Annotated in this window: 9 protein-coding genes; 7 read left to right on the plus strand and 2 right to left on the minus strand. The window is 39.3% G+C overall.

Annotated elements, in window-relative coordinates; translation table 11 throughout:
• Positions 1 to 534 precede the first annotated feature (534 nt).
• Entirely contained in the window at positions 535 to 12696 is a 12162-nt protein-coding gene (locus HW278_RS08700) for a T9SS type B sorting domain-containing protein (protein ID WP_178977570.1), read from the plus strand.
• 461 nt (positions 12697 to 13157) lie between these two features.
• Here HW278_RS08700 and HW278_RS08705 read toward each other — a convergent pair whose 3' ends face one another.
• Positions 13158 to 13376: a hypothetical protein gene (locus tag HW278_RS08705; RefSeq protein WP_178977999.1), complete on the minus strand. Its 219-nt coding sequence runs from the start codon at positions 13374 to 13376 to the stop codon at positions 13158 to 13160.
• Positions 13377 to 13650: 274 nt separating this feature from the next.
• On the opposite strand from HW278_RS08705, the gene HW278_RS08710 reads away from it, so the two are divergent.
• Both HW278_RS08710 and ric read left to right on the plus strand, forming a co-directional pair.
• Positions 13651 to 15186: a leucine-rich repeat domain-containing protein gene (locus HW278_RS08710; protein WP_178977571.1), complete on the plus strand. Its 1536-nt coding sequence runs from the start codon at positions 13651 to 13653 to the stop codon at positions 15184 to 15186.
• Between the two features lie 953 nt (positions 15187 to 16139).
• Positions 16140 to 16865, plus strand: coding sequence for an iron-sulfur cluster repair di-iron protein (gene ric / locus HW278_RS08715; protein WP_016479719.1), 726 nt, complete (start codon positions 16140 to 16142; stop codon positions 16863 to 16865).
• Between the two features lie 55 nt (positions 16866 to 16920).
• Here the strand turns inward: ric and uvrA are convergent, their stop codons facing one another.
• Positions 16921 to 19677 (minus strand): excinuclease ABC subunit UvrA, encoded by a 2757-nt coding sequence (gene uvrA / locus HW278_RS08720; protein WP_178977572.1) that lies wholly within the window; start codon positions 19675 to 19677, stop codon positions 16921 to 16923.
• Positions 19678 to 20119: 442 nt separating this feature from the next.
• Between uvrA and HW278_RS08725 the strand changes: the two genes are divergently transcribed.
• From HW278_RS08725 to HW278_RS08740, 4 genes are all read left to right on the plus strand, one after another.
• Positions 20120 to 20800, plus strand: a complete 681-nt coding sequence (locus HW278_RS08725) for an SIMPL domain-containing protein (protein WP_178977573.1) — start codon at positions 20120 to 20122, stop codon at positions 20798 to 20800.
• Between the two features lie 10 nt (positions 20801 to 20810).
• The gene (locus HW278_RS08730) at positions 20811 to 20936 is read left to right on the plus strand and encodes a FeoB-associated Cys-rich membrane protein (RefSeq protein WP_002675350.1); all 126 of its coding nucleotides are present in this window, start codon (positions 20811 to 20813) and stop codon (positions 20934 to 20936) included.
• 295 nt (positions 20937 to 21231) lie between these two features.
• On the plus strand, positions 21232 to 24276 hold the full coding sequence (locus tag HW278_RS08735) for a SusC/RagA family TonB-linked outer membrane protein (protein WP_015782486.1): 3045 nt from the start codon (positions 21232 to 21234) through the stop codon (positions 24274 to 24276).
• Positions 24277 to 24288: 12 nt separating this feature from the next.
• On the plus strand, positions 24289 to 25962 hold the full coding sequence (locus tag HW278_RS08740; RefSeq protein WP_178977574.1) for a RagB/SusD family nutrient uptake outer membrane protein: 1674 nt from the start codon (positions 24289 to 24291) through the stop codon (positions 25960 to 25962).
• Positions 25963 to 25968 lie beyond the last annotated feature (6 nt).

A 25968-nucleotide genomic window follows, 5' to 3' on the forward strand; every position in this document is an offset into this window, starting at 1 on the left:
GTATAGACGAGTGATTTTCAATTTTGATAAAGGTCGTAGCACGACGGGTGAATAGAAATTTTGCCAAAGTGTAGGGCTCATTGGATAAGTATTGAACTATATAGATTGGATAAGCATTAAACGAAGATGAATTTGAGATAGAATACATAATATAAATAAGGTGATAAAAGTTTTTGTGTAAAAACTTCCAATTATCTGTGTAAAGGAGGTGAAAAAAGAGTGAAAAAAGAGGGTGTTTTTTACCAAAATAGCCTCTCGGAAATGTTAAATTTTTGTATACAAAAAGTTAAAATATAGCTAAAAAATAGCGGACTAAAAGGGTAGATTGTTTTTCTTTTTCACAGTTGTATGTAATTAATAATGTTATAGTTGTGTAAGGTTTTTCCGTTGGAAGAGCAGGGTAGGGAAGGGGTAGACGAGCAACTTTTGTTTTAACATTCGCAATAAAAGAGTTTTGCTGTTTCGAGAAAAATATATACTTTTGTGCATTAAAGTATAGTGATACTATTGTTTCAAAATAGCATATATAGCATTATGAGAAAGTTTTTTCTAACAATTGTTTTTATAGTAATGACGGTCTTCGGGCTTTCGGCTCAAACACCGCTGAACTTAAACAACTTTAATGTTTCCACAACACCAGGGCAATGTGCCTCAGATGGGAAGATTAAGGTAACACTTCCTACTACTATGGGGCCTGTAGGTACCAAGTTGCAGGTAAAACTCGATGTACCTGGTGACCCGAGCGGTCGTACGTGGCCTATGGAAATAGGAGTGACGGGTAAAAATGAACACGAGTTTACTACGCTTAAAGCGGGTACGTATACTGTTACAATGGTGAATGTAGCTAATAACCAGAAATCTACTTCACCTAAAGTGGTAACGGTTACTTCTTCGTACGTACCACCAACTTTTAAAAGTTTTAAATCGGTACCGCCGTCTTGTACAGGGAATGGTAATGACGGTAGCGTGGTTTTCAGTATACAGAAAGGAGCCAAGGGGCCTTTTAAAGTGCGCCTTACCAAAGGGGGTACTGAGCTGTATAATGCTACTCATAATGCTGTTGCGGGGCAAGACTTGGAAATCACTATTCAAGGAACTAATGCTAAACCGATTACTACAGGAAGTGGTTATGAGCTTACCGTAGAAGATACAATGAATGGTACTCCGAATTGTGGGGAAACCAATAAAACTACTTTTTCAGTAGCGCCTTTTTCATTGAATATTGACTGTATGGAGTTTGAACTCGACAATGAGAATTCAGGCATACGCGTAGGAGCTGATTGTAAGTTTAATTTTTCATTTCGTATAAAACGAAAAGACAATGTAGGTATACAACAAAGTTTAGAGAATGAAATTAAAGGGAAACCCGGCACTGCTGTTATAAAACACTATGACTCAGCCGGGAATTATAAAAATACTTATGATATTACCTCTTCTTATCGCACAGTAGCTCGCCCACAAAAATCCAGTGCTTATTCTTTTATTACCAATGATATAGCTGGAGTACATTTTCAAGAAGGAGATATTATCGAACTGATTATTAAGTTAGGGAAAACACCTATAGTTAAGAAGTTCAAACTTGATAAGGACTTAGTAGATGTTGTAAAGAACAAATTGAACCCTACGAACTCGCACGACCCATTTATATATATGGACAGAGCAGGTTCGACAGCGATATTAGCAGTGAACCGTTCAGACCTAAACGCTGACCCTGCTAATCCTTGCCCCAGTGGTTCTTCAGCTAAGTATCTGTACGTAGAGGCTAATTGGAAAAAAATAGAATTGCCTAACCCAGACAGTGCTTCTGATAAGATATATTTTGGGTTCTATAACTGGCAGAACTTTACTCCAGCAGACTGGGTAAAAAATCCATCAGTAGCAGGAGCCAAAGGATTTTACTTTGAAGTATACAAATATACAGGTACAGGCGACCCCAGTTGGAATGCTACTTATACACAGTCAGAAATAGGCAACCCTGCTAAATGGCTACTTCTTACGCCAGGGACTGACTATACTTGGATAAACAACAACGGTAGTTTGTATGCCGATTTAGCTTCACAACCTGATGGCTACTATAAGGTGAAGTTTAAAACTGTAGGGATTACTCAGTGTTATGAGCCGGAGCGTATTGTAAATATGGCTCCTTTGCCTAATAAGATAGATGAGCGTTTTGACGGGATAGAAATTAATAGAGGGATATTTAAAGGTACTGTATCTATACGCAAATGGGTAGCAGGAAACCAATTTAATTACCCTATCACTGTGACTGTTGATTATTTAGACGATGGGCACAGTGGTACTACTCGTACATTTGACTTCCAAACCGCTTTACCTTTTGAACCACTACACAAAGTAACGTATACTTTCCCTATAGTAAAAGAGGTGAGAAACCCTGATACCGCTAATGAAACGTATCGTTTTGAGTTTGGAGACCTTCCACAAGGTAGGTATAATATTACTATTAAAGACCGTTGTGGCAATGAAGCTACCAAAGAACTCAACTTAGACACCCCAATGCAGTATGACAAAGATGAGGTGAAAGTAGAGCAAGGATGTGTGGGAGCAGCAAAGATTTCGTATGAAATAGAGGCGACTCCCGTAGGAACACTTCGTTACGCACAATATACTTTATTAAAAAAGACTGCTACAGGCTATGACCAAGTAGTAGGGAGAAGTAACGACCGTTCACACACCTTTAATAACTTATCAGCAGGAGAGTATCTGTTACAGTCTACTTATTTCTATTACGCACGTATAAAACAACTATGGAGTGTAGGGAAAGCTTCACAGAGGGAACAGTACTTTACTGATCCAGCTAATAGTATGAATTTGTATAGTGTAATCCCTTCTCCTGACACTCATAAACCTTCTGACCCAGTGAATGATGGGACAGGAGCTTTTCACGTCAGTCGTGTGTACTTAACCGTGAGCCCTACGGGAGAGCTCAAACGCGATGTGGTAGGTACTTCGTGTAGTGCGGTATCGGGAACAGGACTTATAGCGGTGAACGTTACCAATCCTGAGTATATCCGTTATCCATTACAATTCAGTATTAAGAATACTGTTACAGGAGTAGAAACTAAATCGCCAGTATTTGGAGCTACTTCTACCGCTACGGGGTACGTATTTAAGAACGTACCGGACGGTACTTATGCTGTCACCACTTCTCACGCTTGTGGTGATTACCCTGATTCGGCTTTGGTAACGGCAAATAACTATACTTCACCAGGAGTTACTTATGTTGCAAGAAGCACGAACCCTTGTAATGGTGATGTGGTAGACCTTACCTTTGGCGGTTCGGCGCAACTCTTCAATATAGAGTGGTTCCGTATAGAAACTGATGCTACTGAAACTTTCTTGGGTAGTGAACAAACTATTAGTGATACGGTAACACGCAATACTCAGTATGTGGTGCGTTACAGTTTGAAAGACCTCGGGTTGTGTACTACTAACTCGGGCAGTCATACTATTACCGTAAACTTTGCTCCTGACGCCATACCTCCTGTGATTACAGGTTGCCCATCGCAAAATATTGAAGTAACTGCAGTAGCTAACCAGTGTTACGGAATAGCACATTGGGGAGTGGTAACGGCAACCGATAACTGCCGTATAGGCTCTTGGAGTCAGACTCACCAAAGTGGAGAGCGTTTTCCGATAGGAACGACCTCGGTAACCTATGTGTTTAAGGATACCTCAGGTAATGCAGCTACTTGTACTTTTAACGTGGTAGTAAAATCGCGTGCCGTAGATATGGAGGTTACCAATGATTTTGTGGATGGTACAGGAACTCCTATCAACCGCGATTTATCACTTACTGAGAACTTCAACTATCGCATTACTTATAGAAATAAAGGAACCGCAGGGGTAGTATCGTCGACCTTGGAGGTTACTTTGCCTAATCACCCTAACATTACCATAGGTACTCCTGATGTTACGGGGGCTTCCCTTACTATCTTCAAGCCTACCTTTACTAAATCGGGTAATGTGATTACTTTTACACTGCCTAAGCAAACACTTACAGCAGGGGGTAATGTGCGTACCATACTTATTCCTATTTCATTAAAAGGAGAGTGTTCAGTAATCGGTAAGCCTTGTATGAATGTGTTGCAAGCTACTTACTCTTTAACTTACTCAGGAGGAACGGCAGCTTGTACTATTCCTGAACAAACTAGCACAGGCTCTAAAACTATTGCGATATCTACGCAAGAGTGTTCACGTACTGAGATCGCTTGTTCTGGCATAAATACACGCCTCACCGCTATTGATGGTTTTACTGCTTATAATTGGTATAAGAACGGTACACAGATACCAAATCCGTTAAACCATAATTATATAGAGGTAAGCGACCCTGCTACTTATAGAGTAGATAAATTGATGAAATGTGGTAATGTAACCTACACTACCAGTGAAGAAATAAAATTCGTATCCAGCAATAACCTACCAGACCCTATCAGACCTCAAGCTAACGGAGGTGATGTGTGTGCGGGTAACAACTTATGGGTAAGTCACTTTATCTTGTGTAATCAGCCTTCACGTAATATAGTGGTGAACTTCCGCGATAGCAATATAATGTGGCAAAAGCTAAAAGCAGGCTCTTCGCCATCAAGTTTGAACTGTCCGAACTTAGATGATAGCGCTTGGGAAGATGTACATAACAACAATACTTTTGTTGCCAACGCACAAGGTCATTTCCGCTTGCGTGTGTCAGACAAGGATAACAACTGTGAGAAATACTTCTATTTTGATGTATTTACCAATTCACTTTCAGGTGAAATAATAGACTTTGCCAATGTAACCAGCTATCAACAAGGTTTCATTACTATACGTATGGCTACGGCAGGTCTTGCTTATAAATATGTGTTGAAAAACTCAGCAGGTAATGTAGTGAACCAAAACGGACAAGCTTTTGTGATTACTACTAATTCAGAATATCGAGTGCCTATAACCATAGCTCCTGATACTTATACTGTTGAGGTTACTTCAACCGCTTTGCCAAGTACTTGTAAGGCAACTTTTATACAAAAAATAGAAAAACAAACTACTCTTACAGCCAAAGTGACTCCTAAGGCTTGGAAGAACTGTAACTCACTTACTACTCGCTTTGAAGCCGATGGAGGTAAGAATCCTTATCAGTTTGCTATTTGGAGTATTGACGGCGTAGTACAAAACGGCTATACTGACTACTCCGATGTACCTGCTTCAGCTTTCATAGCTACTATACCTGCGGGTAGTAGCTTTGTAGAGCGTGATATACATATAGACCAACCTGGTAGATATGTGTTCATTGCCAAAGATGCTAACTCAGCTTATGCTCTTACTGCCCCAGTGGATATTTATCCAGAAGGACTCTTAGGCTATACAATCAAAACTCGCGATATCTTGTGTGGCTTTGCTAATAACTCAGGACAGGTGTCTATTACTTATAACACACAGCAAAACGTGAAGTCTACCCTTTACAAGTTAGACGACACAGGAGCACGAGTACAAACTATAGGTACCAACTCTACAGGTTTCTTTAATAACTTGGAAGCTGGTAAGTATGAATTGGAAATAAAAATACAGTTATCTACTACCAATATATGTACTTATAGGAACCGCAATATTGTAATTAAAGATATAGAAAGCACTTTGCGTGCTTATGCAGGAGTGGCTGAGGATATCTCTTGTGATACTTCAAGTCCTACCAAAGAGTATATAGTACATATTAACAATGTGTCAGGAGGTACTGGTACAGGTTATGAGTTTAGTACTAATAATGTATCGTTTACTACCGTGCCTATTTTGCGTGTAGGCTCTACAGCAAGTGTGGTATATGTACGCGATAGTAATAAATGTACTCTTGAAATACCTATTACCATAAAACCAATAGTACTTGCTACCGTAAGTGCTTCTACTGTTACTTATGACTGTGAGGGTAAAGGTACCTTTACGGTAACTACTAACCCAGCAGGTAACTACGAATACGACATTGTAAAAGACGATGGTACTCTCAGTGAAACACGTACTTCTAATGTCTTTACATTAGACCCAGGTATTTATAGTGTTTATGTGCGATATACACCCAAGACAGCTACGGGCACAACTCCTAATGTGTTGTTTAAAGAAGACTTTGGTAAAGGTAAGAATACTTGCGACTCCGAGTCGGTATTTATTACTTGTAATGCCAACGGTACTACTTTGGGCGATAACCAGTATATGATTACACGCCAAGTACCTACTACAGGAACTTACTGGGTATCTACACCACCGTCAGACGCTTCGGGAGTAACTGATGGTCGCTATTTAGCAATCAACGGAAGCAGTCCTGATAATGACAATGGTATTGTTTACAAGCGCACGATTAGAGACGTAGTAGCTGGTCAAGAAATGAGTGTATCAGTGAACTTGTTCAACTTATTACCTATTACTTATATAGGTGGTACTAACCCTAACTTGATAGTACGCTTGTACAATCCTGGTAACCCAGCACAATACGTTGAAAGGTCATTAGGTGAACTTCCTCGTACAGGAGCTTGGCTTAATAAGAAAGTAACCTTTGCAACTACTGATATAACTGCTAATGCTTATATATTTGAGATTAGAAATATAGCAGCTGCTTCTACTGTGGGTAGTGATTTAGCAGTGGACGATATTGTGATTACACAACCTACTAAGATATGCCAAGTACGCGCCGAAGGACTTTCAGTGAAGATTGACAAGAACAAAGGCTTTAAAGCACGTGGTACTACCTACGATGAAAAATGTGGTAAGAATGATGGTTCTATCTTCTTAACAGTTGATAATCCACCTTCTACATTTGTAATAGAATATCAAATAGCGGGTACTACTACTTGGACGAGTGTTACCCTTACACAGATTAATCCTACTCAAGGGGTCGCTACCCTTACAGGAATCCCAGCAGTAAATAATGGTACGTTATTGGTGCGCAAAGCTAATGAACACAGTTGCCAAACAGCCTTTAACTATACTATTAACAAGCCTGTACCTTTAACAGTTACGGCTACAGTTACAGCTCCGGTGTCTTGCTTCAATACTTTTGCGACAGTACGCTTTACTGCCGAAGGAGGTGCAAGACCTTATAAAACATTCCGCTTTACTCCTATAACAGGTGCTACACCATCACAATCGAAATCGGCTGTAAATAACGAAGCTGACTTTAACTTACAGGTAGGAACTTATGTAATTGAAGTAGAGGATAACAATGGTTGTACAATGACGGCTACTCTTGATGTGCCAGCGCCTAAGCCATTGCAAATAGAAGTAGTAGACTTAGAACCTTGCTTTAAAGGTGGTGCTACAGGTCGTTTGCAAGTGAAGGTAATAAATGGCAATGGTAGCTATCAGTTTAGTAAAGACGGAGGCGCAACTTTTGAGTCCAGCGCTACAAACTTTATCATTTACGAAAACCTATCGGCTGGTGTTTATAACTTTGAAGTAAAAGATGGTGCCGACTGTCGTACAAGCACTTCTTATACTATAGATAACCCATTGCGTATGCAAGTAATCTCTAAAGTAGCTTTAACTTGTGTACCTAATAGCGAAGCTGAGTATGATATTACTTACTCTGGTGGTAAAGCAGGAGGTGCTCGTCAGTTCTTGTGGAGCAATTCACCTACTGCCAACTTTACAGTAGCAGCCCCTACAGGTATTGCTATTAGCCAGTCTGGTAATACTTATACTTTCAAAACTAAGATACCAGGTGATTACTACTTTAAGATACGTTACCAAATGACCAATGGTGACTACTGCGAAGTGATTTCACCTAAACAAGAAATCAAGAAAGATGCTCCTGCTTTTGTAGTTACGCCTACTGTTGAAGGTATTAACTGCGCAGGCGTTAATTCAGGTAAGATACTCTTCAATAATGCCAACATTTCAGGAGGAGTAGCTCCTTATACTATAGAGTTTAATAATGGTCTTACCACCGTTACACGTCCAGTAGGAGATATTACAGGATTAGCAAAAGGAATCTATACTCTTACAATTGTAGATGCTTCAAACTGTAAATCCGACCCATTAGGTCTTACTGTTACCGAAGTACCTGCAATGGTAGTCTCTGTTACCCATACTGACCTTGAGTGCTCTACTACAGGTACTCAGAAAGCTCAGGCAAGTGCTTGGGTGAATAAAGGAGGTACTGCACCATTCACTGTTACTTTAAATAAGAATGGCGTGGTGAATGCTACTCGTACTAATGTAGCTACTGGTTCAAGAGAAACCTTTATGAACTTAGACATTGGTAACTACCAAATAGTGGTAGAAGATGCTAAGTCTTGTAAGTATACTTATGACTTTGTTGTAAAATCCGATGCTAATGGCTTAGACGCACGAGGTACAGCCACCATAGGTTGTATAGCCAACTCCGGTGAAATAGCTATCTCAGTATACGATAACTCAGGAGGAACTATTGGTGCTAACCAATACATCGCCGTATATCGTGAAGGTATTACTCCTCCTTATGGAGCCACTACCAGTGTACAAGAAACAGTGGCTAACCCTCTAGGAGGAAATGATACTTGGTTCCACGGTGGTGCTGTAGTACCTACTCTCTTGTCCGATGGTAGTGTTAAAAACGCTTCTACTTACACCTTTACAGGTGTTACACCAGGGGTAACCTATACCTTTATCGTGTACGATGCAAGTAGCAAGTGTACTTTTATCAAGGAAGCTAATATACCTGTACCTACACAATCGCCTTTAGAAGCTACTATCACAGGTGTTGCTTCTACTACTTGTGCCGATGCCAATGACGGTAAGGTGTTTGTTCACTTGAAGAACTGGACAAATCCAAATGTTACCTATCAAGTATTCCGTTATACACCTACTTATCCGTCATTAGGAACTGCTGTAGCTAGTGGTCCTGTTACGCCACCATTAACAGCAACTCCAGCAGTGGGTCAAGATATAGTAATACCAAATGTTCCAGCAGGTAGATATTTTGTCCTCTTTACTGAGGGTGGTACTAACTGTACACAAGGTACTACCAACTTTACCATAGGTAAGTCAGCGTCTTTATTGACAATGACTGCTACGGTTACCCGTAAGGCAAACTGTCAAGCACCGCAACCACAAGGTCTCGGTAAGATAGTAGTAGATGCCACAGGTGGTACAGCCCTTTATCAGTATTACTATCACAATACAACCATATCAGCAGCACCTACCGGTACTGCCTTAGATAATGCCCTCACTACTTCTACTGATAACGAATCAAAAGACGTAGAAGCAGGTGTTTGGAAAGTATTTGTCAGAGATACTTCTGGCTGTTTGAGAGAAAACACAGTTACCGTAACCGTCGATTCTCAACCTTCTGTTGCCTCAATTACTGTCGATGACGCTTGTAGCGATAATACCGATTATCCTATTAGAGTGAAATTTAACAGCATAGGTATTGGTCAACATCAATACAAGATAGACGGTATTGTGAACTGGCAAAACATAACAGTAACTACTGAAACTGTTTTACCAATACGCTTAGCACCAAATCCAAATCCGTACACCATCTCATTTAAAGATGCTAATGGTTGCGAAACTAGTACTACATTTAGAGTACACGAGATGATTAAGTTTGATGCAAGTCACTTACCATTGTTACCTTGTGGTGCTACTAATACAGTAACTATCAATGTAACTAATATCACAGGTGGTTCAGGTACTTATAAGTTTAGTCTCTACCGTGTGATTAACAAAGGTACTGCCAACGAACGTGCTGTACCGGTGGTTACAGGGGCTAATGTTACAGGTAATGCACACAGTGTAATAACCAATGGTGGTATAGGTAGTTACCTCATCAATATCTATGATGCAGCTACTTGGGGTACTCCTGCCGAATGTGCTAAGTCGTTAGACTTCGTAGTAAGACCTCCTGAAATACCTAGACTCGAAGTCCTTTCGGTTACTACACCTACTTGTTATGCCGAAACTGCTACCGTACGTATAAAAGCAAACCCTGTTGATGGTATTCCATATACCTTCACAATCACCGATAATGCAGGGGTAGCAGTACCAGGTGTTACTCAGGTTCTAAATGGTAATTATGTAACCTTTAATAACGTACCATCAGGTGCAGCCATCTTAGGTGGTGCTACCTACCGTATTACAGCTGTAAGTGCACAAGTTTGTTCATCAACCATTGAAGTAACGGTTACCTCTCCTGATGTAATCTCAACTACCAATGCCCTTAGCAAAAAAGAGTACACTTGCGATGCTGATACAGGTGAAGTTACTAATCCACAATTGCATTTCGATTTGAATAATGTAACAGGTGGTACTGAGTCTTATACACGTATTGAATACCGAGAGCTTGCCTCAGGCACCTTGCTCTATCAACAGCAAGTAACTCCGGGAGTAACCTCTTATAGCTACACCTTACCAAGCTATTTAACTACCGCTAATAGTTATTATGCACAGGTGTACGATACCAATGGTTGTAGTGCAACTACTACCGCAGTGACTATTTCACCTACACTTATGATGAGCAGTCTTACCGCTACTCAGTTACAAGCGAAAACTTGTAATGTAGATGAAAACATCTCTGTAACCCTCAGCACTACCACCGTATACAGTGGCGAACCTATCGAGTACTCAGTGAGCAAAGTAGGTTGGGGTACTATTACCGTAATACCTCCAGTAACGCTTAACTCACTCACTTATACATTCACCCTTACTGAACCTTACGCTTATGTGATAAGAGCTAAGAATATGATTACGGGTTGTGAGGTAAGTACCAACTATACCGTGCTCGATCCTAACACCTTATTGTTAGAAGCTAAGAACCCACAAAGGGTAACTTGCTACGGTGGTACAGGTTCTATTACCTTAGAACTTACCGATACCCGTCTCTCTGACGGCGACCAAGTGGCTAACGGATTTAGCTATACAATTTATCCATTGCCAGTAGGTACTCCTATTACAGGTAACTCTACAGGTGCTACCATAGTACACGCAGGCTTGCCAGCAAGCAAGTACAGGGTAGAAGCTATCTCGGCTATTTCAGGCTGTAAAGCCGAAACTACCTTCGAAATAGTACAAGCCGAAGCTCCTATAACTGTTTTTGCAAGAGAAACATTTAGTGTAACTTGTGATAATAATCGTGGTGAGATACTCGTAACCGTGTCAGGTGGTTGGGCTCCTTATACGGTCAATATACAAGGCGGTGCTATTACAGGTCAGAAAACCATAGCTCTCAATGGCGATAGTGTATTATTCTCAGGATTGGTCGGTACTCCTGGTGGTGTAGTAACTTACACTATTACTGTTACCGATGCGTGGGGCTGTTCAGTAGCTTCAGGTACTACTCAGGTAGGCTTAAAAGCACCTGACCCAATTACCGCTACTGTTTCCGTAACTCGTCACGTTACTTGTCAGGGAGATACTGATGGAGAGATTACTATTGATCCATTGAGCATAAGAGGAGGATCAGGACGTTATCATTATACAATTATAGATTCTCACTATAACTTTAGGACGCAATCAGATACTACATTTAGGAACTTGCCTCCTGATACTTATACAGTCGAAATAATGGATACTTGGGGCTGTTTGTTCAAAAAGGAACAACTAATAGTAAAAGAACCTAAGCCTATCGTAGTGAATGTAACCGATTCTAACTTGCTTGTATGCCACAAAGGTAACGACGCTTGGATAGAGTTCACCGTTGATGGCGGTCGTCCTAATTACGACATCGCTATAATGAAACAAGGCTCAAACGTTCCTGCACATACCGATTATGCTACCTCGTCAGCAACCGTAATCCGCGCTTCTAACTTAACCGAAGGCAATTACGAGATTGTGGTAACCGATAGCGTAAGCAGTACAACCAACAGCTGTGTGATGTCGCCTACTTATAAGTTTAGCGTTTACTCAGCTCCTGACCTCGACCCAACTACCGAGCAAGGCTTCAGTTGTGATAATAACGAGTTCACAACCTGGATAGAAGTACGCTTCAAAGACGAAGTAGATTTCAATAAGATAACCTACAAACTCAACGGAGCTACTACACCACAAACCTTCTCGCGTAACAACGGTGTGAATGTCGGCTATATCGACCAGAACAGGTTTAATATGAGTATAGCAACACAAACCTTAGAAATCGTCTATACCGATGTCCATTCAGTTACCGGAGCTGTTAAACAATGTACTCAAATGGCTACCAAATCAGTAACTGTGGTAGAGTATCGCCAGTTGAACAATATCGTGAAATCACCTACTACCGTTATCAATACGCTACAAGTAGAAGGTGTAAACGGCGTGAAACCTTATCGTTATGAGTTCAATGGCGAAGATTACGATACCAATAACGTCTACGAATTGAGAATGAACGACCGTGAGTACACCGATCCAGTGAGCGGTAAGAAACTCAAAATAGTAGATGTAGTAGTACACGATGCAGCAGGCTGTACGTTCTCGAAAACGTTCTATGAAGAATACTTCGATGTATTCATACCGAACTTCTTTACTCCTGACGGCGATGGCAACTACGATACGTGGGCACCACGCAGGGTAGATAAGTATCCGTTCATCCGTACTACTATTTACGACCGCTACGGTCGTCGTCTCAAAACGCTTAGAGCAGGCGAAGAATGGGACGGTAAGTACGACGGTAGAGATATGCCAACAGGCGACTATTGGTACCTCGTAGAACTTAGCGACGAACACGATACTCGTACCTTCAACGGTAACTTTACACTATATCGTTAAGATTTGTTTGCTTCATAGGTTATACATTAATTAATATTTATTTCAAAAGGGCTATCCGCTAAGGGTAGCCCTTTTTCATTTCTTAAAAATTTTATTGCTATCCCAACTATAATAGTCATTGTATTTTCCTTCACTTTATTTATTATCTTTTGCCTTTTATTTTTATCTTATACACTCCCCATTTGCTAATTTCCTCATTCTCTCATTTCCTCACTTCTGGTATTATTGGCTTATTTTGGTGTTATCAGTTTTATCCCCTATCTTATGCATCATAATTAACGTCAGTTACAATTTATTCATTACTGTTCCGTGAAATCTGTACGAGACTTCCAGGCTTGCTACCTATTTGTTTGATTATTTTAAGATTTGTAAGATTTCTGTAGCGTAAGCTACACTTTTTTCTTACACCAATCTCACATTAACTTAAAACACTATAAACTCAATTAATCTTTGATTATAATTTAATTAATCGTTATTGTAGAGCCACTGTAGAGCCACTGTAGAGCCATTGTAGAGCCACTGTAGAGCCACTGTAGAGCCACTGTAGAGCCACTGTAGAGCCACTGTAGAGCCACTGTAGAGCCACTGTAGAGCCACTGTAGAGCCACTGTAGAGCCACTGTAGAGCCACTGTAGAGCCACTGTAGAGCCACTATAAAACCACTGTACCTCCGTGCACATCACATTTGTCAATTATCAATTGTCAATTATCAATTGTCAATTGAAAGACTTTTACCTATTTGTTTGATTTTCTTTAAAGAAAACCTCGTATGTTTAACCTATACTTCTCTTATTAAACAATAATTTTACTCTAATAAAATTCTTATAAAGTTACTTGATTGTCAGATGTTTAAATATAAAATGTTACAAATAACACAAAATAATAGATAATATTATCTCTAAAAGCTTGTTTTGTATTGTAAAAATACCTATTTTTGTAGCGAAATTTAATTAAATGTATTTAGCAATGAAAACTAGACTAATGATGTTAGCTTTATTAGTGTTGGCTTCAGCAACCCTGTTCAGCTGCAAAAAAGACGATAAAGAGGGAGACTCTAATATCATATTAGAGAAAACGGCTGTCACCCTTAACTTAGGAGGGCAAACAACCGTGAAAGTAACTGCCCCCGACGGTATCAAAAAGCCCGAATCTGAAGATGTAGACGTGGCTATCGCCAATATGGGAAGAGATATTAATGTTATTATTTCTAGCAAAAAAGTAGGCGGTAAAGTAGGCGAAACCCGTGTGAAAATAGAAAGTAAAAACGGTGATGGAGTTGCCTATATCAATGTAACTGTAAAAGACGAAATGAAAACAGATAGAGGTATAGCCGTTTTGGGTAAAACCGTATTTGTTGATAGAGACGTAGAAGTAGAAGTTACCAATTTGCTCAAAAAATATAATGGTACGATAGATAAAGTAAATATAAACTCTACATCTACTGCCTTGGCAAAAGCCTATAAAAAGGGAAATGCAAATTTCTTTGTAAAAGGAATAGGCGAAGGGCAAACTGGTGAAGTATACTTTGAAGATACCGCAGGTGAGAAAAATGACAAAGGATTCCCTAAAGGAAGTTTTATCGTACACGTACGAGCTCCTTTTACTGCTGCAATTCAAAATGTAGAAATAGGGATAGGAGGAAAACCTAGACGTATTGATTTAAATAATATTTATAATAATTCATTTACTATTGGCACTTACGATAGTAGTATTGCTACTATTGAATATGCGAAAGAATTAGTTGGTGCAGATATAGAGAAAGAGAATGGTAAATATACGGGTGTTAAAATATTTGGAAAAAAAGAAGGAACTTTAACAGTAGAGCTTACTAATAGTGATGGTGATAATGGTAAGGGAAATAAACTTATACTTACTATTGTTGTTAGTAAATCAGATGACTCAAATTATATTGTTAAAGATGGTGTACTTTTAGGAATAAAGACAGGTGTAAAATTGAAAGGAAATATTACTCTTCCACCTAATATTACTAAAGTAGCACGTAGGGCTTTTGCAGGGCAAAACGAGCTTACAGGAATAGATTTTAATAATGTTACAGAGATAGAAGGTAAGTTGTTTAATGAAAATGAGACAGATCTTTATTCTTTTGATGTTAATGTTTCATATATCAAATTTCCTAAAATTAAAAAGATTGGAGATTCTTCTTTTAGAATGGCCAGAAGTTTAACGAAGGTAGAATTTCCTGCTACTTTAACCCACTTAGGACAAAATGCATTCAGTAATTGTACTGCATTACAACACGTAGCTTTTAGAGGAACAGTTCCTCCAAAAGGATTAGGAGCTTTACCAGAGGGTAAAGATGTTCCAGCTCCTGAAATAGATAACATAAGAGATGTTTTTTCAAACGGAAACGGTAAGATACAGTTGTATATTCCATTATCAAGTAAAGCTGATTATGATAGAGTTATCTCAGAGTCTGATTTCCGTGCAGGAGGTATATACAATCCTAAAGATATTTCAGAATTTAAATAATAGACAAGATAGTTGGAGAAGATATACTTTTAGTAGTCGTCTTATTCATAAGAATTAAATATTTAATAATAGGGGAAAACCGTTATAAGTATAGCTTATAACGGTTTTTTTATGTGCAATCTTTCAAGCACTCCAATTCTGAAATCAATTGTCCGTCGTGCTACTACTTTTTCTGAGGCATAGTTTCACTCTTTAGCCCAAATTCGCCTCAAATTGTATTTGCCTAATTAAAGTGCCTGCCGTGCTACGGTCGGCCGGCTCAAATAAAAAGAGGCTTCTAACCCCTTAGAAGCCTCTTGAATTTAATAATAAAAAAGAAAACTTAAAAATAAAAATTATGAAAAAAAACTTTTTGTTTACAATTACATTCTTGTTTTTATACACAACTTGTAGTTCGTTTATTTCTTTGTTGTTGGTTATGAAAAAGTCTCTTATCTTTTTTGATGGCACAAAGATACGTTAAAAAATGTAACTACCAAAAAATATTCAAAAAAATATGCAAAAAAATATAACTATCGTCGCTGAAATTCTTATTTTACTGTTAATAATTACACACTAAATCTTTAAAAACACTGCGTTTTATCTGTTAAAAAACTGTTTTTAACAGATAAAACGCAAAGAAAATGTTAAAATCCCGAGAATAACGCAATGAATGTTAAAATTTTACTTTTGCCATTTTAAGACAATATTATCTTCTTTAAAATGTCCAAAATCCCTGTAAAAAAGCTATTGTGCTACCCTTTCCTTTATTCATTTTAGAACGATAAAAGGATTCAAACATCTTCTTAATGTTAAAATAAAGGTCTTAAATATTTGTTAATGTAAAAGGAATGTTAAAAGCGGAAACTACCTTATTTCTAAGGTATAGTATTTGTATAATAAATAAAAAAGATATAATACACTTTTATTATCCAAATACTTTTCATACCTTTGCCCTCTCAAATTAAATCATTATGAGTATAACAACAAACAAAACCATTGGCGAAATCGTAGCCGACGATTTTCGCACTGCCGCTATATTTAAAAAACACGGTATTGATTTTTGCTGCAAAGGCGGTCGTACTATCGACGAAGCCTGTGAGAAAAAAGGAGTAGAGAAAAACGCGCTTATTAGCGAGTTGGAAGCGCTCCCCAAAGGCAATAGCAACGAGGTCGATGTACGCGATTGGCCTCTCGACTTGCTTGCTAACTATATTGTGCGCATTCATCACCAATACGTGCGCGACAAAACCCCTATGCTTTTGCAGTTCCTCGATAAGCTATGTCGTGTGCACGGCGAGCGTCACCCTGAGCTCTTTGAAATCAATCGTATTTTTAATGAGAGTGCTCGTGACCTCGAGTCGCATTTTAAAAAAGAAGAAGGAGTGCTTTTCCCTTTTATCGAAAGCCTCGTAAAAGCACAACAATCAGGGCAACCTCTTGGCGATATACCTTTCGGTACGGTAGAGAACCCTATCGCAATGATGATGCACGAACACAGTGCAGAAGGTGAGCGTTTCGAGGAAATAGTAAAGCTTACCAATAACTATACGCCTCCTGCCGATGCTTGTAATACTTACAAGGTAACTTATCAAATGTTGCAAGAGTTTGAAACCGATTTAAATCGTCATATTCACCTCGAAAACAATATTCTTTTCCCTAAAGCTATTGCTTTGGAAAAGCAACTTCGTCAAGCGTAGTTTATTATTAGGATTATCAATAAAAAAGAGTTCGGTAAGAATACCGAACTCTTTTTTATTTCAGTTTTAAGTATTTTCCTGTGTAGCTCTTTTTGTTTTTAGCGATTTCTTCGGGCGTACCTGTCGCTACGAGATTACCTCCTTTAGCACCGCCTTCTAAGCCTAAATCTATCACGTAGTCAGCCGATTTTATCATCTCTACATTGTGCTCTATAATAATTACCGAATGCCCTCTTTCTATAAGAGCTTGCAGCGAGTCTAAGAGCTTGCGAATGTCGTGAAAGTGTAAGCCGGTAGTAGGCTCATCGAAGATGAAAAGCACCTTTTCTTTACTGTCCGATTTCGATAGAAACGACGCTAATTTTATCCGTTGGGCTTCCCCACCCGATAGGGTAGAGGAGGACTGCCCTAGTGTTACATACCCCAAACCTACATCTTGCAAAGGTTTGAGTTTTTCAGCTATTTTGGTTTGTTTGTGCTTTTGAAAAAAGGCTACTGCATCATCGATAGTAGTGTTCAGCAGGTCATCTATGTTTTTGCCTTCGTACATCACTTCAAGCACTTCTTTTTTGAAGCGTTTACCACCACAAGCCTCACAAGTGAGGTGCACATCAGCCATAAATTGCATTTCTATGGTTACTTCACCCTCTCCTTTACATACTTCACAACGCCCACCATCAACGTTGAATGAGAAATGTTTAGATTGGAAATTCCGCATCTTTGCCAACTTCTGACTTGCAAAGAGGGCGCGAATATCGTCGTAAGCCTTAATATAGGTAATAGGATTTGAACGGGTTGATTTTCCAATAGGGTTTTGGTCTACAAACTCCACACTTTGCAAGTGTTTGTATTTACCCTCTATTTTGGTAAACTGACCGATTTTCTCTCCCCCTAAGTCTAATTCTTTTTGAATAGCAGGATAGAGTAGCTTTTTCACCAAAGTCGATTTTCCACTACCCGATACCCCTGTAACTACCGTGAGCATATCCAAAGGAAAAGTAACATCTATATTTTTAAGGTTGTTCTCGCGACAGCCTACCAAAGTGATGTAGTGAGGCGAAGTGCGTCGCTTTTTGGGTATTTCAATTGTTAAGCGCCCACTGAGGTATTTCCCCGTAAGGGTGTTGGCTTTTAGAAGTTCGTTGTAAGTGCCTGTCGCTACTACTTCACCACCGTGCGTGCCCGCTTCAGGACCTATATCGATGATGTAGTCGGCAGCTTTCATAATATCCTCGTCGTGCTCCACCACAATCACCGTATTGCCTAAGTCGCGCAAGGATTTTAGTACGCTTATCAGTTGTTCGGTATCGCGCGGGTGCAAACCGATACTGGGCTCATCGAGTATGTACATAGAGCCTACCAAACTACTGCCCAACGAGGTCGCTAAGTTAATGCGCTGGCTTTCCCCCCCTGAGAGCGTGTTCGATTTTCGGTTGAGCGTTAAGTAACCTAAGCCCACATCAGCAAGGAATTGCAAGCGGTTGTTAATTTCTAAAAGCAATCGTTTGGCTACCTCTTGCTCATAGTCCGTGAGTTTGAGTTCTTTGAAAAAGATTTGTAGTTCTTCAATAGGCAATTCTACCAAGTCCGAAATGCTTTTGCCTGCTATTTTCACGTAGTTAGCCTCTTTGCGCAAACGCTTGCCGTGGCATTCGTGACAACGCGTTTTTCCGCGATAGCGTGCCAAGAGCACTCGGTTTTGTATTTTATAACTTTTTTCTTCTAACTCTTTGAAAAAATCGGTGAGTCCTGTGAAATACTTGTTGCCGTCCCAAACCAATTGTTTCTGCTCATCGGTGAGCTCAAACCAAGGCTTGTGTATCGGAAAATCGAACTTATAGGCGTTATTCACCAATTGGTCACGAAACCAACTCATCGTCTCGCCACGCCAAGGATAGATAGCATTCTCGTAGACCGAAAGACCTGTGTTAGGCACGATAAGGTCTTCATCAAGTCCGATAGTATCACCATAACCATCGCATTTTGGGCAAGCCCCATAAGGGTTGTTAAAGCTGAATAAGTGTACGTTAGGCTCTAAAAAAGTGATACCGTCCAACTCAAACCGATTGCTGAAATGCGTTTGTACCACCCCGTCCATTTCTTGAATATAGCACTCGCCTTTGCCTTCAAAGAAAGCCGTGTCTACCGCATCGGCAAGGCGGTGCTGAAAGTCTTCGTCGTGACGCACAATCACCCTATCTACTACCAATTGGAAATTGTCGAGATTCTTAGGCAAATTGTCTTCCCCAAGACGAATGATTTCTTCTTTGTATAGAATGCGTACATAGCCCTGTTGTAATAGGAGTTTGAGCACTTGCTCTACGGTACGGTCTTTGGGGATACTCACAGGGGCTAAAAGCAACAGTTTGGTGCCTTCGGGATAGCGCATCACCGCATCAACCACATCGGTAACCGTATGTTTTTTCACCTCTTGTCCCGAAATTGGCGAATATGTCTTCCCGATACGAGCAAAGAGCAGTTTCAAGTAGTCGTACACCTCGGTAGAAGTGCCCACAGTAGAACGTGGGTTCGAAGTGTTTACTTTCTGCTGAATAGCAATGGCAGGGGCAATCCCTATGATATTGTCTACTTTGGGTTTGTCTAACTTACCCAAAAACTGACGCGCGTACGACGATAGGCTCTCCACATAACGGCGCTGTCCTTCGGCGTAAAGCGTGTCAAACGCCAATGATGATTTACCCGAGCCAGAGAGTCCTGTAATCACTACTAACTTATTACGAGGAATTCCTACAGTTATATTTTTAAGGTTGTGCAATTTCGCACCCTTTATAAGTATCTCTTTGGTTTTCATTTTTATCTATTAGGGAGGGCAAAGGTACGAAATAATTAACAAATAGGCTAATTGGGAAAAATCTTATTATAGCAACCGCAATTTCGTGCGGTTAACCTAAGTTGTTAGTTATTTTGCGCCCGACAAGTCTAACTCGTAAAACGAGTGATATTAGCAGATAGGAGCACTATAAACTCAATCAGTATTCAGTTAGTATTCAGTTAATCTTTGGTTAGTCTCCGTTGTAGAGCCACTGTAGAGCCACTGTAGACCCACTGTAGAGCCACTGTAGACCCACTCTTCGTTCATCTATTCTATAAGCTTTGTATAATTCCCTCCCAAATTAACCATTAACCATTAATCATTAACCATTAGCTAATTTCTAAGTTATCCGCCTGCCTGTCGTGCTACGACCTCGCACCTTTGGCATATAAATTGCATATAATAAACTAAAAACAAACATATGAAACAGTACATTTTATTATTCTCATTGGTCTCGACAATGGCAATAGCACAAACCCAAACGCCTTCAGTGCAAGTGGTGGGTGAAGGCATTGTATATGTTACCCCCGATGTCGTAAACATCTCTATCAGTATAGAAAGAGAAGGACTTGACCTTAAAAATTTACGACAAAAAAACAGTGAAGAAGTAGCCAAAGTCTTGGAGACTTTGAGTAAAGAACTGCCAAAGGAAAACTTCCAAACCAGCTATGTTTCACTTTATAAAGACGATTATAATAAGATTAATAAATATCGCGTTTTACAAAATATTACTATCAAATTAGAAGATATTAGCAAATACGATAGTTTAATGAACGCTATTTTCGATGCAGGCGTAAACCGTATCAATAGTGTAAGTTTCGATGTGAAGAATAAAGAAAAGCATTTGCAAGACGCTCGTGTAGCTGCCATTGAAGATGCTCGTAAAAAAGCACTGCTCTATGCGGTAAGTTTAGACCAAAATATAGGCAAAGCTATTGCTGTTAAAGAACTTTCATCAAACTTTAACGATGTACAACCTACTTTCAGATCCAGTAAAGTGAGCTTAGGTAGTAGCGGAGCAGAAGCCAATGACACCTTAGCAATAGGCAAAATAGCAGTAGAAGCACAAATAAATGTAGCTTTTGAATTACTCAATAAATAGTATTTTTAGTATGAATACACAAGAAATCATCGCTTATATATTAGTTGTTATAGCAGTAGGCTATCTCGTAAAAACACTTTTTTTTAAAAAGAAAAAGAAAAGTTGTGGAGGAGGAACTGATTGTAAGTGTGGATAAAAATAACGAGATTTTTCTCGGCATTGTAATATATTTTTAAATTGCGCAGCCCCCTTTTTGGGGGCTTTTTTTATCTTTTATTCTTTTGTTTTTATCTTTTTTCTATTTGTTATAGGCTATTTTTCTTTTTATTACTTTCTTAGAGCTTCTTTTTAGCCTTTGATTATGAATGTCTTAAAACTCATTAGACGATTTTAAACCTTTTATAGACGATTTTAAACCTCTATTTCTTCAACTATTTTGTACTTTTGAACCATCAAAACCATACGAAAACAAACGAACAAACAACCATTGTATGAAAAGAAATCTATTTTTATCAGTTCTGTTGTTCTTATTAGTGAGTTGGAGCTATGCGCAACAACGCACTATCCGTGGAACTGTCAGCGATGCTACTACCAAAGAGCCCCTAATGAGTGCTTCGGTAGTAATTAAAGGAACTAGTAAGGGTGTCAGTACCGATATGAGCGGTAAGTATACCATAGAGGTATCGGTAGGGCAAACCTTAGAAGTCTCATTTATGGGTTATGTAACTCAAAATGTAAAAGTAACCGCCAATACACCTTCTCCTTTGAATATTGCTCTTGCCGAAGAGCAAAGAAAGTTAGACGAAGTAGTGGTCGTAGGTTATGGCGTTACCAAAGTACGTGATTTAGCAGGTGCTATTACCTCCATCAAAACCAATGATGTAAAAGCAGGGGTGGTAGCCGATATGTCACAGATGTTAAAAGGTCGTGCCTCAGGAGTACAAGTGCGCCAAAACTCACTCGAGCCTGGTGGTAATGTATCTATCCGTGTGCGTGGTGCTTCTTCAGTAAGTGCCGATAACGAACCGCTCTATGTAATCGATGGATTCCAAACTGATAATATGTCGCAAATCAGTATAGACGACATCGAATCAATCGAAATCTTAAAAGATGCCTCTACTACTGCTATTTACGGAGCTCGTGGTGCCAACGGGGTTATCCTTATTACTACTAAAAAAGGTAAAGAAGGTAGCTTTAATGTAGAGTACTCTAACCAAACTTCTTATAAGAATATGTACAATCCTTGGGATTTGCTCGATGCTGGAGAAACCATAGCACTTACCCGCCGCTTATATGAACAAACCCAAGACGCCGCTTATGGTAAATGGACAGCTCAACAAGCTACCTATCGCGGTAAAGGTACCGATTGGCTCAAAGAAACCACTCACGATGCCTTCACTGTGTTACACCAGCTTTCCGTATCAGGTGGTACTGACCGCTTATCCGCTTTTATGTCAGGTAACTACCTTACAGAGCCTGGTATTCTGCTCAATACCGATTATAATCGTTATGGAGGACGTATCAATTTGCAGTACAAGATAAGTCCGAAAGTAAGAGCGGGGGCTAATATGAGTTTTTCCAAATCTAAAAAGAAATTCTTAGATATGGGTACAGTCTCTTCTGATAAAAATATTATGTACCGCATCTTTAATTTGGAACCTTGGAAAAATAAAGAAGGTTTCGATGTGTTTGGAACTAAAGACCGCCGTCCGGCTGTGTTCGAAGAAATGAGCGGAGCGCAACTCTATCGCCATTTTAATACAATGTATGCAACCGCTTATGCCGATATTGATTTGTTGCCTTCACTTACTATCAATGGTCGTTATACCTATGCTTATGACCATTTAAAAACTGAAAAGTATTATGACCGTTCTACTTCTATAGGTCAGTCTTACAAAGGACAAGCATTTCTCAGTCACGAAGAAAACGTAAAACACCAAATAGAAGGTGTGGCTACTTACCACCCTAAAATGGAAGGTAAACACGATGTAAAAGTAACCGCAGGTACTTCTTATATTTATCAAAGAGGTAAAGGTGATGAAGTGCAAGCCTATGGTTTTGCTTCCGATGTATTCTCTTTCAAAAATATTGGAGCTGCCCAACATTTAGATTGGATAGGTTCAGGTGAATCCTCAATCAAAAAAGCTTCTGTTTTTGGTCGTGCCGAATACATCTTCAATAACCGTTATATTATCAACGCTTCAGTTCGTGCCGATGGTTCATCAGTGTTTGGAGCTGACTATCGTTGGGGTATATTTCCTGCGGGGTCTATTGCTTGGCACTTAGGTGAAGAAGAGTTTATGAAATTTGCTAAACCTCTTTTCTCTCGTATCAAATTGCGCACTAGCTATGGACTTAGTGGTAACGATGGTATCCGCTTTGGTTTGTCACAATACCAATACTCTGTACGCGATGTGTATATTGGTAATGATGTGAACTCTAAAGGTATGTATCCTTCTAATCCCTACAATCCAAAACTCCGTTGGGAAACCACTGCACAATGGAATGCCGGTATCGATTTAGTGGTTGGTAGAGTAGAAGCCAGCTTCGATTATTATATCAAACGCACTCACGACTTGTTAAACCCTGACCCTATTCACCCTTCAGGAGGTTTCCCTAACTATGTGAATGACGGTCGCCGTTTTGAGTATACCGCAATGATGGTAAACGATGGTGAGATTGAAAACCGAGGCTTTGAAGTGGCTATCAAATCTACCAATATCAATAAAAACGATTTTGTCTGGACTACAGCATTTAACTTCTCTCATAACCGCAGTGAGGTATTGAAACTCAACGATGGAAAACCACGTTTTCAGTATATACGTCCTCACGGTTCTTATGACGAAAAAGAATATATGATGCTCAAAGAAGGTGAACCTCTCAGTGCTATTTATGGTTATGAGTTCGATGGTATCCTTCAAGAAGGCGAAACTTATGCACCACAGCCTAACTCAGCACCTGGTGACCCTAAGTTTAAAGACCTTAATGGTGATGGTAAAATAGACGAAAAAGACCGTACTGTATTGGGTACTGGTATCCCTAAAACTATCATAGGTCTTAACAATAGTTTTACCTATAAAGGTTTTGACTTCTCTTTCTTCTTTGAAGCCTCATTAGGAGCCAAGATGCTTAACTTAACTCGTATTTATTTGGAAGATAATAACCGCCTTTCAGATTCAGCTGACCGTTGGACAAAAGCGCACGCTTCTAACAGTGTGCCTCGTAATGGTTATCAAAAAACAGCCAAATTGCAATATGGTTCTTATGTGAACTCTCGTTTTGTAGAAGATGCCGATTTCGTAAAATTGCGCAATGTTGAGTTAGGATATACCTTCACAGGTAGTCAATGGAATATGAAAACTCTTAAAACAATGCGTATGTTTGTAGGAGCTCAAAATTTGCTTACCTTCACTAAATACCAAGGTTTCGACCCCGATATTAGTACTAATGGTAGTAGTGCTATTGCACAAGGATTAGATTTAAACTCTTATCCTGCTTACAGAACCATTAACTTTGGAGTGAAATTAACTTTTTAACGCAAAAGAATAATGAAAACGAATTATAAACTATATACATTGGTAGGTCTTTTAGGACTCTCGTTTACCGCTTGTGAACTCAAAGAAGATTTAACTTCTGTTTACAATGCTAATAACGCCTATACTACCGAAGAAAATGCACAAGAAGGTGTAAACGGAATTTATCGTTACCTTCTTGGGGCTACACACACAAGCAACTTCTACATCAACGATATGTCTACTGATGACTGTTTTAAAGATGGTATTGCTTTCGAGATATACAATGAAAATGGTCTCTCTGGCAACGTAGAACTTGCGAGATGCTACAATGGTAACTGGCAAATGATTGGTTGTGCCAATACTGCTATTGACAATATCTCAATGATTCCTGAATCTCGTTTCAAAACCGCCGATAAGAAACCAGAGCTCTTAGCCGAAGCCCACTTTTTGCGCGCTTTTGCTTTCTATCAGCTTACCAATGCTTTTTATCGAGTACCTTTGATAACAAATGGTTTCTACGAAGCTGATGCTAACCCTACTTTGGCTACTGTTGAGGAATTAGATGACCAAATAGAACAAGATTTGCTCATTGCTACTAATAACCTTCCCGATGAATGGGGTACTGCAACAGAGGGAGCTTCAGGTCGTCCTACCAAAGGCGCTGCTTATGGCTATTTGATGCGTCTTAATATGCGTAAAGCAGGGCGTTTGCGTGAAGAAGGTAAAGATGCTACCGCTGCTTGGCAAGCTGCTTTAATGTATGCAGACCAAGTGGTAACCTCAGGTAAATACGCCTTACAAGCTAAAGTGTTTGATGTGTTCGACCCTTCTAAGCCTGAAACCTTAAATAATAACGAGATTATCTTTGCTATACGAGCAAGTGATAAAGTGCCCTCAGGTTCTTCAGATTTAGCTTTGTATTTCACTCCTTGGGAATATGATATGGGCTGGAACAATATCAATATGCCTCTGGAATTGTACTGGAAGTTTGATAGTGACGACCAACGTCTTAAAGAACTTATTGTAACTTCTTTCAAGAATGTGTACGGAAAACCTATAAAGTACATATCTCCTAAACTTAATGAAGTAGGAACGCTTAGGAATGAAAAAAGTAATCCGCAAATAGTAGAGAATGATGCGGTATATACTAAAAAATATAAATATACCAAACCAGGAACCTATAATTATAATACACCTAATAACCTCATCTTGTTGCGTTATGCTGATGTATTGCTTTGCAAGGCTGAAATTCTTAATGAGCTCAATGGACCTACTCAAGAATCAGTGGATTTGATTAATAAAATTCGTGAGAGAGCTTTTGAAAATAGCAACCACAATTATACCTTGGCAAACTTTGCTTCTAAAGAAGATATGCGTAGTAAATTGTGTGATGAACGCTTGTTTGAGCTTAATATGGAGGGAGTCCGTCGTGTAGACCTTATCCGTATGGGATTATGGAAAGACCGCTTAGATGCTTATATGGATCTTGTTAAACAAAAATTGGAAACTAAAGAAGCCAATTTAAATGCTAGAAGAGACCCTAATGTAGTAAAAAATCCTTATGATTTGAGTCCTGAATGGAAAGTGTATCCTAAGTTCAGCAATCCGTTTAAACCTTATGACAAACGTAGGTATTACCCTATACCAGGGGTGTATAGTAACAAATTCCCTGACCTACAAAACAACCGTTCTTTTAGAGAACAATAATCTTAA

The organism is Capnocytophaga sp. oral taxon 902 (assembly GCF_013394735.1).
Taxonomy (GTDB): domain Bacteria; phylum Bacteroidota; class Bacteroidia; order Flavobacteriales; family Flavobacteriaceae; genus Capnocytophaga; species Capnocytophaga ochracea.

What these genes read in the sequence shown, in the direction of transcription:
- HW278_RS08700 (WP_178977570.1), top strand. Translation starts at nt 535, where the DNA reads ATGAGAAAGTTTTTTCTAACAATTGTTTTTATAGTAATGACGGTCTTC.
- HW278_RS08705 (WP_178977999.1), bottom strand. Translation starts at nt 13,376, where the DNA reads ATGTGCACGGAGGTACAGTGGTTTTATAGTGGCTCTACAGTGGCTCTA.
- HW278_RS08710 (WP_178977571.1), top strand. Translation starts at nt 13,651, where the DNA reads ATGTATTTAGCAATGAAAACTAGACTAATGATGTTAGCTTTATTAGTG.
- ric (WP_016479719.1), top strand. Translation starts at nt 16,140, where the DNA reads ATGAGTATAACAACAAACAAAACCATTGGCGAAATCGTAGCCGACGAT.
- uvrA (WP_178977572.1), bottom strand. Translation starts at nt 19,677, where the DNA reads ATGAAAACCAAAGAGATACTTATAAAGGGTGCGAAATTGCACAACCTT.
- HW278_RS08725 (WP_178977573.1), top strand. Translation starts at nt 20,120, where the DNA reads ATGAAACAGTACATTTTATTATTCTCATTGGTCTCGACAATGGCAATA.
- HW278_RS08730 (WP_002675350.1), top strand. Translation starts at nt 20,811, where the DNA reads ATGAATACACAAGAAATCATCGCTTATATATTAGTTGTTATAGCAGTA.
- HW278_RS08735 (WP_015782486.1), top strand. Translation starts at nt 21,232, where the DNA reads ATGAAAAGAAATCTATTTTTATCAGTTCTGTTGTTCTTATTAGTGAGT.
- HW278_RS08740 (WP_178977574.1), top strand. Translation starts at nt 24,289, where the DNA reads ATGAAAACGAATTATAAACTATATACATTGGTAGGTCTTTTAGGACTC.